Source organism: Pseudomonas sp. B35(2017), assembly GCF_002113645.1.
In the GTDB taxonomy this organism is placed as follows: domain Bacteria; phylum Pseudomonadota; class Gammaproteobacteria; order Pseudomonadales; family Pseudomonadaceae; genus Aquipseudomonas; species Aquipseudomonas ekonensis.
The window spans coordinates 14,889-27,161 of sequence record NZ_NEIZ01000012.1; the positions used below are offsets into that span (position 1 = coordinate 14,889).

Consider the following 12,273-nt stretch of genomic DNA (forward strand, 5'->3'; position numbering starts at 1 on the left):
AAGCTAAAACATCAAGCCCCGTGGGGCTGACATGGGAAGCGGGGACAATCCCCTGTGGCGAGGGCTCCCTTGCCACAGGGGCCGGTCAGAGCCGCCGCTTGCGGTCGAGCACCGGGATGGTGGTCTGCGGGATGTCCACCTGCCGGGCCTGGCCTTGGGTGTGCGCCGCCAGGGCCGCCAGCGTCGGCTGGCTGAACAGCGTGCGCGCATCCACGTGCAGCCCGGCCTGGCGCATGCGCGCCACCAGGCTTACCGCCAGCAGCGAGTGGCCGCCGAGCTCGAAGAAGTGGTCGTCGCGCCCGACTTGCTCAAGCCCCAGCACTTCGGCCCAGATCTGCGCCAGGCGGATCTCCACATCGCCCTGCGGCGCTTCGTAGCGGCGGCTGAGCACCGCCTCCGCCCCCGGTGCGGGCAAGGCCTTGCGGTCGACCTTGTCGTTGGGGGTCAGGGGCAACGCGTCCAGCCTCACATAGGCCCCCGGCGCCATGAACTCGGGCAGACGCTCCAGCACATGGGCGCGCAAGGCCTCGATGGCCGGCGCCGCGAACCCCTCGCGCACGGTGAAGTACGCCACCAGGCGCTCGTCGCGCACCGTCACCACCGCTTCGCGCACCGCCGGGTGTTCGGTCAGCCGCGCCTCGATCTCGCCCGGCTCCAGACGCAGGCCGCGCAGCTTGATCTGGAAATCGTTGCGCCCGAGGAACTCAAGGTGGCCGTCCGGGCGGTAGCGCACCAGGTCGCCGGTGCGGTAGAGCCGGTCCCCCGGCACGAACGGGCTGTCGATGAAGCGCTCAGCCTGCATCGGCGCAAGCCCCAGGTAGCCCCGCGCAACGCCGACGCCGCCGATGTGCAGCTGGCCGCTGACGCCCATCGGCACCGGTTGGTCGTGGGCATCGAGGACGTACAGACGGGTGTTGCTCAAGGCCTTGCCGATGGGGATCGCGCCCTCCGGCACCGGCTCGTGGGGCTCCAGTGTCCAGCCGGTGCTGTCCACCGTGGTTTCGGTCGGGCCGTACACGTTGTGCAGGCGCACCCACGGCAGGCGCCGGCGCACGGCACGGGCCAACGCGACGGTCAGCTCGCCGCCGCCGTTGAGCACGTCGGTGAGGCCGGTGCACTGGCTGACGTCGTCCTGCTCGATGAACTGCTGCAGCAGCGCCGGCACGAACTTGACCACGGTGACGCCCTGCTCGCGGATCGCTTGCGTCACATAGGCCGAATCGCGGTTGCCGTCCGGGCGCGCCAGCACCAGGCGCAGCCCTGCGCACAGCGGCCAGAAGATCTCCCACACCGAACTGTCGAAGCTGAACGGCGCCTTCTGCAACAGCGCGCCGTGCTCGGTCGGCGGGCTGATCTGCGAGCCCCAGTGCACCATGTTGCACAGGCTGCGGTGCTCGACCATCACCCCCTTCGGCGTGCCGGTGGAGCCGGAGGTGTAGATCATGTACGCCAGGTTCGAAGCGCCGAGGCCCGGCACCGTCAGGTCGCCGGCCGGCGCGTCCTGCCAGTCGCCGCGGTCGATCTCGATCAGCGGCACGCCGGGCTCGCCGAGCAGTCGCCGGGTCGCCCCGTGCATCAGCAGCGCCACCGGTTCGCTGTCCTGCAGCATGTAGTGCAGGCGTTCCAGCGGGTAGTCCGGATCCAGCGGCACGTAGGCGCCGCCGGCCTTGAGAATGGCGAGCAGGCCGATCACCAGTTCCAGGCTGCGCTCGACGCAGATCGCCACCCGCGCGTCCGGCTGCACGCCCTGCCCGCGCAGGTGATGGGCGAGGCGGTTGGCCCGTTCGTTGAGCTCGCGGTACGTGAGGGACTGCCCTTCGAACTGCAATGCGACGGCGTCCGGCTTGCGCCGCACCTGCGCCTCGAACAGCACATGGGCGGGCTGTTCGAGCGGACAATCCACTTCGGTGGCATTGAGCCCGACCAGCAGTTGCTCAAGTTCCTGCGGCGGCAACACCGACAGTCGGTTCACAGGCTGGTGCGGGCTCTGCTCCAAGGCCTCGACCAGCGCCTGCAATGCGGTCTGCACGTAACTGCCGATCCGCTGCGCGCCGATGCCCGCCACGGCCCGGGTGGTCAAGCGCATACCGTCGCCCAGGTCATCGACGCTGAGGGTCATCGGGTAGTTGGTGCGCTCTTCGTTGGCCAGGGTCTCGATGCCCTGCCACGCCTGAACGGCAGATGCGTCCTGGGTGCGCTCGTCCGTGTGCCGGTAGTTGAGCAGCGCACTGAACAGCGGCGACGGCGACGCCACCCCGCTGCAGCGCTGGGCCAGCGCCAGCGACGCATGCTCATGCCCCAGCAGCGCCGTCAGCCGGGCGTGGGTCGCCTGCACGGCGGCGCGCACGCCCAGGTTCACGTCCACCCGCAACGGCAGTGAGTTGATGAACACCCCCAACGCCCGGTCGGCGCCCTCGCCGCCCTGCATCCGCCCCATCAGCACGGTGCCGAACACCACCCGCTCCTGTCCGGAGGTCGCCGCCAGCACCCGCGCCCACGTCAGGTGCAGCAGGCTCGCCACGCTCACGCCCAGTTGCCGGGCCTGCGCGCGCAGGCGAAGGTCCAAGTCCGCCGGCAGCGACCGCTGCGCCTCTTCGATGCCGCGGCCGTCGCCCTGCACGTTCTGCAGGCCGAAGGGCAGCGTCGGCTCGTCGATGTCGCCGAGCATCCCGCGAAAGAACGCCTCGTGTTCCTGTTCGCTGACGCCGAGCCGGGTCTGGGCCACATAGTTGCGGTACGGCACCGCCGGCGCCGACGGCTCGCTCAGGCCCAGCAGGCTGGCCTGCATTTCTTCGCGCATCACCTCCAGCGCGATATGGTCCATGGCCAGGTGATGGAACAGCAGGGTCGCGACGATCCGCCCATGGGCCGGATCCCGTGCGTAGACCAAGCGGATCAAGGGCGCCTGGCTGATGTCGAGACGGTAACGGCGGGCGTCGAAGCGCTCGTGCAACTGCGCCAGGACGTCCCCCTGTGCCGGGTCGGTAACGACTTCCTCCATCGGCAGTTCGGCTGTGCGCCACACCACCTGCACCGCTGCGTCCAGCCCTTCCCAGAGCACCGCCGTGCGCAGGATGTCGTGGCGCGCCATGACCCGGCGCAGTGCCTGCGCGAAGGCGTCGAGACGTTCGGCGTCATCGAACGCCAGCCACGATTGCAGCAGATACGGATCGCCCTGCTGCGCGGTGATGTGGTGATAGAGGATGCCTTCCTGCAACGGCGCCAGCGGGTAGATGTCCTGCACGTTGGCCGCGCCGCCCGGCACCGTGGCGACGATCCTGTCGAGGGCCGCCTGGTCCAGGCGCACCAGCGTCAGCAGGTCCGGCGTGAGGTGCGTGCAGCCGGGCGCAATGCGGTTGGGCGGCACTTCGACCTCGCGGCCGCTGCCCACCGCCGCAGCCTGGGCCGCCAGGGTCGGCTGGCCGAACAGCACACGCACGTCGCTGCTCAGGCCGGCCTGGCGCATGCGTTCGATCAGCCCCACCGCCAGCAGCGAGTGCCCGCCCAGTTCGAAGAAGTGGTCGTGACGCCCCACCCGCTCCACTTGCAGCACCTCGGCCCACAGCTGCGCGAGCACGGTTTCCACATCGCCCGACGGCGCTTCGTATTCACGGCGAACCTGGGCCTCCGGCCCCGGATCCGGCAAGGCCTTGCGGTCCAGCTTGCCGTTGGCGGTCAGCGGCAGCGTCTCCAGGCGCACGTAGGCCCCCGGCAGCAGCGTGCCCGGCAGACGGGCCTTGAGGTGCTCGTGCAGCTCGCGGATGTCCAGCGCCCGGCCCTCGGTGAACCAGGCCAGCAGCTGGCCGTCGCGCACCTGCACCACGGCCTCGCGCACGGCGTCGTGGCTGAGCAGCGCGGCCTCGATCTCGCCGGGCTCGATGCGCACGCCGCGCAGCTTGACCTGATCGTCGTTGCGCCCCAGGTATTCGAGGGTGCCGTCGTTGCGCCAGCGGGCGAGGTCGCCGGTGCGGTACATCCGCCCTTCGGCGAACGGGTTGTCGAGGAAGCGTTCGGCGGTGAGTTCGGGCCGGTTCAGGTAACCCCGCGCCACCCCCGCGCCGCCGACATACAACTCCCCGGCCACGCCGACCGGCACCGGACGCTGCCGGTCGTCGAGCAGGTGCACGGTGCCGTTGGCGATCGGCTTGCCGATGTGCAGCGCCTTCCCCGCCACGACCCGCCCGGACGTGGCGACCACCGTGGCTTCGGTCGGGCCGTAGTTGTTGATCACCTCGAACGTCTGTTCGCGGTCGAACCGGCGCAGGCGATCGCCGCCGATCAGCAGCGTGCGCAAGGTCGGGTGGCCGAGCTGACGGCTGAAGGCGTATTCGGCCACCGGCGTCGGCAGGAAGCTCACGTCCAAAGGTTGCGCGCGCCACCAGGCCAGCAGCGCATCGATGTCTTCGCCGCCCTCCTCAAGCGGGGCCTGCACCGGGGCCAGGTGCAGGGTCGCGCCCACGCACAGCGCCGGCCAGATTTCCCAGGCCATGGCGTCGAAGCCGAACCCGGCCAGGCTCGACGCATGGCTGCCGGCGCGCAGGCCGAAGGCCTCGCAATGCCAGTCGATCAGGTTCGACAGGGTGCGGTGCTCGACCATCACGCCCTTGGGCAGGCCGGTGGAGCCGGAGGTGTAGATCACGTAGGCCAGGTGCCGGTGGGTGAGCGCCGGCACATCGGGCCTGGCCGGGTTGATCGGCCAGCGGCGCCGGTCCAGCTCAACCACCGGCACGGCGGAGTTCGGCAGGCGTTCGCGCAGATCGCTCTGGGTCAGCACCGCCACGGGGGCGCTGTCCTCCAGCAGATAGCGCAGCCGTTCGGCCGGGTGCGCCGGATCCACCGGCACATACCCGGCGCCCGCCTTGAGGATGGCCAGCAGGCCGACCAGGGTGTCCAGCCCGCGCCGGGCGACCACCGCCACCCGGTCGTCGGGGCGCACGCCGAGGCCGATCAAGTGGTGCGCCAAGCCATTGGCCTGCCCGTCGAGATCGGCGTAGGTCAACGGCCTGCCTTCATGGATGGCCGCCAGGGCCTGGGGACGCTCCGCCGCCTGCGCCTCGAAACGCCGGTGCACGGGCTGGCCCTGGCGGAAGTCGGTGCGCGTATTGTTCCAGCGCTGCAGCAACGCCGCCTCCGCCGGGGTGGCCAGGCTGAAGTCGGCCACCGCCAGGCCGGCGTCCTCCAGCCCTTGCTCCAGCACCCACAGCAGGCGCTCGGCCAGGGCCTTGATGTCGTCGGCGTCAAAATAGGCTTCGTTGTAGACCAGGTACAGGCTGTCCTTTTCGTTGCTGCGGTTGCTGAGCAGATGCACCGACAGCGGCGTGCCTTCCTCGTGGTTCGAGACCTTGACCACCTCCCCTCGGGCCTCGCCGTAGCGGTACTCGTGGATGTCCTGCTCGTAGGACACCGTCAGTTCGAACAGCTGCGAGCGGTCCTCGCGCAGCAGGCCCAGCGCCCGGTTCATTTCGCTGAGGGGAAAGCGCTGATGGCGGAAGTCCTGTTTCAGCTCATCGCGGATCGCCACGATCAATTGGCTGAACGACAGCTCGCGGCCAAACCCCATGCGCACGGCGCTGACTTGGGTGAAGAGACCGAGGGTGGACTTGAAACGGGCCCCGGAGCGGTTGAGCAGCGGCATCCCCACCACCCATTCGTCGCGCTGGGCGGAGCGGCTGAAATAGACGTGCATCGCCGCCAGCAGCACATGGAACGCCGAGGCGCCGAACTCCCGCGCCACCTGCTTCATGCGCTCGTGCAGGCTGACCGGGAACGGCTGGGAAAAGATCCGGCTCGGTGCCGCAGCCGGCCCGTGGCGTTCCTGATGACGGGGCAGCAGCAGGCGCTCGGGCACGTGGCGGTACTTGTCCAGCCAGTAGGCACGGTCTTGTTCGTACCGCGCACTGCCGTGGTAACGCGCATCGTCGAGGATGAAGTCGACGTAGGACGGCGCCTCTTCGGGTGGCTGGTCGCCGCTGGCCAGCGCGTTGTAGATCTCGTCCAGCGACTTGAGCATCTCGCCGAACCCCCAGCCGTCGGTGATCAGGTGGTGGGCCAGGATCGACAGCCAGTGCCGCTGACGGTCCAGCCGTATCAGCAGAAAGCGGAACAGCGGCCCGCCGTCCAGCGTGAAGGGCTGTTCGATGCGCTCCTGGATCAACGCCCGCGCCGCCGCTTCAGGGTCGGGATGGCTGGAGAAGTCATGCAGCGGCATCGGCGCCGGCAGCGACCGCGCAAAGCGCTGCAGCGGCATGCCCTGCTCGCCCGCCCCCGGCAGCAGCACCGTGCGCACGGCGTCGTGGCGGGCCACCAGGCGTTCGAGCGCCGCCTGCATCAGCTCAGGCTCCAGCGGGCCGCTCAGGTCGACATAGCCGCCGATGTTGTACAGCGGCGAATCGCCCTGACGCAGTTGATCGAGCCAGATGTCACTCTGGGCGGCGGTCAGCGCAAAGGTTTCGGCGGTCGCGGACAGTCCGTCCGCCGCATCGGCAGCAAATGAGTTCATAAGATCCTTCTCATGTGATTGTGCCGGTATTCAAGCACCGGCCCCGGAAGCGGCATGACACGTGAAACCCGGACACCCGTGCCGGGCGCCGCGCCTGCCTTTTGCGCGGGGCCACGACGGGCGCTCGGCAACCGCCCCTTACGTCCCGAAAGGAATAGCTGAAAGTCTTGTAGGACAATTGCCATACCTGCAGCCCGCTCTAGATCCGGTTTTGCCGGCCAATCTCGCCGATCCTCCCGATTTAGTGCCCCTGTGATTAACCGTTCAATCACCGGGGCGATTTTCGCAGCCCATTCCGCGTAGGAATCGTGGGCGCATCAATTCAGAAAAGATGGCAATTTGTGTCCCCGCTTTCCCTTACAGACGCAAGACAAACCCATAGGCTTAAATCCCTGCTCAAGGAGAAACGGGACTTGCAGGGGCGTGTGCACGGCAGACGATTCGGTAAAGGCGTGAAGACAAGGATGACAAAGACATGAATCTGACCGGCAGTATCCGCAACACGGAAAACCCGCACTTCTACTGGCAACTGGGCGAATTGATCGCCAGCACCGGCGACGAACGGTTCGCCACCAACCTGTTCCAGTTGGTCGATACCCTGGTGCCGGTCAACCGGGTCGACCTGAGCGAATGGACGCTGGACGAGCGCCAGGCCAGCGTGGTCGAGGTCAAGGCACTGGGCAGCGCCGGCCAGCCGCAGACGTTCCCGCCCCCGGATCCCCTGCAGCGGCCGGACGACCATCCGTTGCTGCAGAAAATGATCGAGATGAACGACTCGCTGCTGATCCAGCTCAAGGCCTCGCTCCAGCACCGCCACCCGCATTTGGGTGTCCATCAATGCAATCTGGTGTCGCGCAACTCCAATCGCCGCTGCGTCATTTCGTTCTACCGCCCGCAAACGCACCGGGTGTTTTCCCTGCCGGAGCTGTCGTTCCTCAAGAGCCTGTCCGACACCCTGCTGCCGTTGATCGAGCGCCACGCCCACCTCAGCCGGCAGACCACCGCCCGACACCTGCGACCGCCCGTGGCCGACCAGGACCAGGCGCCGTTGCACCAGGTGTTCGAGGAGCGCCTGACCCTCAGCGAAATCAACCTGTCGGTGCGGGAAAAGGAAGTCTGCCTGGGCCTGCTGACCGGCGGCACCGTGCCGCAACTGGCCGAGCGGCTTCGGGTGAAGAACAGCTCCGTCGAGACCTACCTCAAACGCGCGACGGCCAAGCTGGGCGTCAGCGGGCGGCACGGTCTGGCGAAATGGATGGCCGGCGCCTGATCCGGCGGTCGGTTCACTTCGGGCCCCTGCACAGCGGCGCCCGTTCTTTGCGTGCATGAGGCTGTTTGATGTCCAGGTTGCCCTTTTCCCTGCTGTGCGCCGCCCTGCTTTTGAGCGGCTGTTCGTTGATTCCCGAGTATCGCCGCCCCGAGTCGCCCAATGCCGCGCAGTATCCGCAAGGCCCGGCCTACGCGGCGAACACGCAGCCTGCGGTCGGCGTCGACGACTGGCGGGGGCTGTTCAACGATCCGGCCCTGGAACAGTTGATCGAAAGCGCGTTGGCCAACAACCGCGACCTGCGGGTGGCGGCGCTCAACGTCGAGGCCTTCCAGGCGCAGTACCGGATCCAACGCGCCGACCTCTTTCCGGCGGTGTCGGCCAACGGCAACGAACTGCGCCGGCGCATGCCGCCCAGCGTCACCCGGACCAAGGCGATGATCACCTCGACCTATGCGGTGAACCTCGGGGTCAGCGCCTACGAGCTGGACTTCTTCGGCCGGGTGCGCAGCCTCAGCGAGCAGGCGCTGATGACCTGGCTGTCCACCGAAGAGGCCCGGCGCAGCGCACAGCTGAGCCTGGTGGCCAACGTCGCCAGCGCCTACCTGACCTGGCGCGCCGACCAGGAACTGCTGGCCCTGACCCAGGAAACCCTGGCCGCCGACGAACAGAGCCTGCGCCTGACCACCCGCAGCCGCGAGGCCGGCAAATCGTCGGCGCTGGAGCAGATCCAGGCGCAGACCAGCGTCGACAGCACCCGCGCCAGCCTGGCGCGCTATCAGCGGCAGGTGGCTCAGGACCTGAACAGCCTGACGCTGCTGGTGGGGGCGCCGATCCCGGAACACCTGCCGGCGCTGCCGCTGGCCAACGACCTGGTGGCGCAGCTGCCGGCGGGATTGCCGTCGGACCTGCTGCAGCGCCGCCCGGACATCCTTCAGGCCGAGTACAAGCTCAAGGCCGCCAACGCCAACATCGGCGCGGCGCGGGCGGCGTTCTTTCCCAGCGTCAGCCTGACCGCCAATGCGGGAACGTCCAGCACCGACCTGGCCGGGCTGTTCAAGGGCGGTTCCGGCGCCTGGACGTTCCAGCCGCAGCTCAACCTGCCGGTGTTCAATGCCGGCAGCCTGCGCGCCAGCCTGGACTACGCCAAGCTGCAGAAGGACATCACGGTGGCCGAGTACGAAAAGTCGATCCAGACCGCGTTTCAGGAAGTGGCCGACGGCCTGGCGGCGCGCAAGACCTACCGGGATCAGCTTCAGGCCCAGCACGACCTCGTGCAGGCCACCCAGGACTACTACGACATGGCGCAGCACCGCTATCTGAGCGGCGTCGACAGCAGCCTGACGTTCCTCGACGCCCAGCGCTCGCTGTTCAGTTCCCAGCAAGGCCTGATCAACGACCGGCTGGCGCAACTGGTCGCCGAAGTGAACCTGTACACCGCCCTGGGCGGGGGCTGGAAGGCGCTGCCGGACGCCGCCCACTGATCGCGGCCATTTGTCGCACCATGTGTCTAGACCGCCGTTCGGCAGCCGGGAGCGCTCCCCGCTTTGCTATCATGCGCCGCTTTTACGGTAACCCCGCCCGGACGGCTGCACGCCGACGGGCTCGCAAAGGGCGCTAAATCGATGACCGCTTCGTTGACCCGCCGCCAGGTGCTGGCCGGCATGGGGGTGCTGGGCCTGGGCCTGCTCGCCGGCTGCGACACCCGTGGCGAACTGTCGTACAAGTACGGCAAGGATCTGAGCAACAAGATCCTGGGACGCACCTTCAAGCTCAAGGACACCGAAGGCAACACCCTGACGCTGTCGAGCTTTCGCGGCATGATGCCGATGGTCTTCTTCGGCTTCACCCAATGCCCGGCCATCTGCCCCACCACGCTGGCCCGCGCGGCGAAGATCAAGAAGCTGATGGGCAAGGACGGCGACCGCCTGCAGGTGATCTTCATCACCCTGGACCCTGAGCGCGACACGCCGCAGATCCTCGACACCTACGTCAAGGCCTTCGACCCGAGTTTCGTCGCGCTGTACGGCACCCTGGAAGAGACCAAGGCCACGGCCAAGGAATTCGACGTGTTCTTCGAGAAGGTGCCGGCCGGCGACACCTACACGATCTCCCACACCGCCACCAGCTACGTCTACGACTCCCGGGGCGAACTGCGCCTGGGCCTGTCCCAATCGCTTTCGGCACAAGAGTGCACGGAAGATTTGCTTACCGTTATGGAGGTCTGCTGATGCACCCCGTTCTGAACACCCTCAAACGTGCCGCTTGCGCCCTGTCCCTGCTGGGCCTGGCTTTCCAGGCGTCGGCGCAGACCAAGGTCGATGACGCCTGGGTGCGCGCGACCGTCGCCAGCCAGCCGGCGACCGGCGCGTTCATGACCGTCACCGCCGACAGCGACAGCAAACTGGTCAAGGTGGCGTCGCCGGTGGCCAAGGACGTGCAGATCCACGAAATGAGCATGAAGGACGACGTGATGAAGATGGGCCCGGTGGCCTCCGTCGACCTGCCGGCCGGCAAGGCCGTGACCTTCGACCCGAGCGGCTACCACGTGATGCTGATGGGCCTGACCGGCCAGGTGAAGGAAGGCGACAGCGTGCCGCTGACCCTGACCGTCGAGAACGCCAAGGGCGAGCAGGAAACGGTTGAAGTGAAGGCCGCCGTGCGTTCGCTGACCCACATGCAAGGCCACGATCACAGCAAGATGCATTGATCCCCGGCTGAACCGGCCTGCCCGCGCAACGCGGGCGGGCCGCCTGGGCTCAGACCAGTTTCACCTCGACCTGGATGTTGTTGCGCGTGGCCTTGGAATAAGGGCACACCTGATGCGCATCCTCCACCAGCTTCTGCGCGGCGGCGCGCTCCATCCCCGGCAGGCTCACGTTGAGCCGCGCCTGCAGCAGATACCCTCCGGCATTGGTGCCCAGGTCCACTTCGGCGTCCACGGCCACGTCCGCCGGAATGCTGATCTTCTGTTGCGCGCCCACCGCCTTCATCGCGCCGATGAAGCACGCCGACCAGCCGGCGGCGAACAGCTGTTCCGGGTTGGTGCCGCCGCCGTTGCTGCCGGGCGAGGACAGTTTCACGTCAAGGATGCCGTCGGAACTGCGCGAAGCGCCGTCACGTCCGCCGGTGGTGTGGGTCTTTGCGGTGTACAGCACTTTATCGATCTGGCTCATGGCGATCTCCTGATTCAGAGGCACAGCCTGTCGTCTCGGCGCCCCGCCGATCACCGACAGGCGCACCACCCATTTCGCACAGCCTTCTCACTATAGACGGGCGTTCACGGAATGCCGGGCGTTCGCAAGATTCATGCACACCACCAAAACTGTAGGCGCTTGCCTGCAAGCGATGAGGCCGGCACAGGCGACATCACCGGTGCCTGACCCACCACCCTCGCCCCCACACGGATTCTGGGAACAGCTTGCGCGCCGTCTCCACGAACGGCGTGATGACCAGCCCGTACAGCGTCAGGTAACGCTCGCGATCCTGCTCCCCCGTGCCGAAGCGCAAGGCCTCAGGCTTCGGTGTAGTCACGTATAGCGTGCCGAACAGCCAGTCCCACAGCGACAGGTTGATGGCGAAGTTCTTGTTGAAATGGCGCGGGGCGTCGCTGTGGTGGATCTGGTGCTGGGCCGGGCTGTTGAGCACATGCTCGAGCGCAGGCCCGAACGACAGCCAGACATGGCTGTGGCGCAGGTTGGCCCCCAGGCTGTTGACAATCAGCACCAGCCAGGTCACGCCGAACAGGGTGTAGCGGCTGACCTCCCCGCCGCAGGCATACCAGACCGCACCGGCGAAGGCGCCGAGGCCGGCAGTGATGACGAGCCGCTCGACCAGCGACTCGACGATGTGGATCCGGCTGGCCGTGGCCGGCACCAGCACCGGCGCCGAATGGTGGACCTTGTGGAATTCCCACAGCCAGCGGGAATGAAAGGCCCGGTGGATCCAGTAATGCAGGAAATCCCTGAACAGGAACACGCCCAGCCCGTAGGACACGGCGAGCAACGGATGATCGGGAAGTTGTTCCCGGGCGCCCCACAGTTGCGTGAAAAACCGCTGGTAGTCGCCGGAGCGCAGGATGTACGGATCGACCAGGCCGACGACCGGCAGCACCAGCGCGACCCGCAGGATGGCCTTGATGAAGTAGTAGCGGTAATCCAGCCACGCCGAGCGGTGGCCGTGGATCCGGCCGCCACCGATGAACTGCCAGAACGAACCCGCCCCGGTCAGGCCACGCCGTTTGCGGTGACGGAACAGCCCGTAGGCCACGGCGTAGGAGGCCAGCAGAAACACCACGCCGAGGCGCCCGTTCAGATCGAACAGGCCAAGGAACTGCCCGGTGACCGGAGCTATCACGAAATGGTTGAGGCCTGTCGAGAGTTGCGCGAACACATCCACGAGGATCGGACTCCATCAGAGGTGGCGCATTGTAAATCGCAATGTTTCGCAAATGCAGCCGGGCCGGATCAAAGGCATTAATACTTTTTAAATAGGTTGATACAAAAAA

Annotated in this window: 7 protein-coding genes; 4 read left to right on the forward strand and 3 right to left on the reverse strand. The window is 67.4% G+C overall.

Annotation, left to right across the window (positions count from 1 at the left end; translation table 11 throughout):
- Window positions 1–85: 85 nt before the first annotated feature.
- A complete protein-coding gene (locus tag CAG41_RS19025; protein WP_085707328.1) occupies window positions 86–6,499 on the reverse strand; it encodes a non-ribosomal peptide synthetase in 6,414 nt (2,137 codons plus the stop codon).
- Window positions 6,500–6,974: 475 nt separating this feature from the next.
- On the opposite strand from CAG41_RS19025, the gene CAG41_RS19030 reads away from it, so the two are divergent.
- The 4 genes from CAG41_RS19030 to CAG41_RS19045 all read left to right on the forward strand — a co-directional run bounded on the left by CAG41_RS19030 (window position 6,975) and on the right by CAG41_RS19045 (window position 10,476).
- A complete protein-coding gene (locus tag CAG41_RS19030; RefSeq protein WP_085583607.1) occupies window positions 6,975–7,769 on the forward strand; it encodes a helix-turn-helix transcriptional regulator in 795 nt (264 codons plus the stop codon).
- Between the two features lie 68 nt (window positions 7,770–7,837).
- Window positions 7,838–9,250 (forward strand): efflux transporter outer membrane subunit, encoded by a 1,413-nt coding sequence (locus CAG41_RS19035; protein WP_085632687.1) that lies wholly within the window; start codon window positions 7,838–7,840, stop codon window positions 9,248–9,250.
- A 141-nt stretch (window positions 9,251–9,391) separates the two neighbouring features.
- Entirely contained in the window at window positions 9,392–9,997 is a 606-nt protein-coding gene (locus CAG41_RS19040; RefSeq protein WP_085583603.1) for an SCO family protein, read from the forward strand.
- Window positions 9,997–10,476 (forward strand): copper chaperone PCu(A)C, encoded by a 480-nt coding sequence (locus CAG41_RS19045; RefSeq protein ID WP_085583601.1) that lies wholly within the window; start codon window positions 9,997–9,999, stop codon window positions 10,474–10,476. The genes CAG41_RS19040 and CAG41_RS19045 overlap by 1 nt, the downstream gene beginning before the upstream one ends.
- 49 nt (window positions 10,477–10,525) lie before the next feature.
- Here CAG41_RS19045 and CAG41_RS19050 read toward each other — a convergent pair whose 3' ends face one another.
- The gene (locus CAG41_RS19050) at window positions 10,526–10,942 is read right to left on the reverse strand and encodes an organic hydroperoxide resistance protein (RefSeq protein WP_085583599.1); all 417 of its coding nucleotides are present in this window, start codon (window positions 10,940–10,942) and stop codon (window positions 10,526–10,528) included.
- 193 nt (window positions 10,943–11,135) lie between these two features.
- Complete coding sequence (locus tag CAG41_RS19055) at window positions 11,136–12,164, reverse strand: sterol desaturase family protein (protein ID WP_085583597.1); 1,029 nt, start codon at window positions 12,162–12,164, stop codon at window positions 11,136–11,138.
- Between the last annotated feature and the right edge of the window lie 109 nt (window positions 12,165–12,273).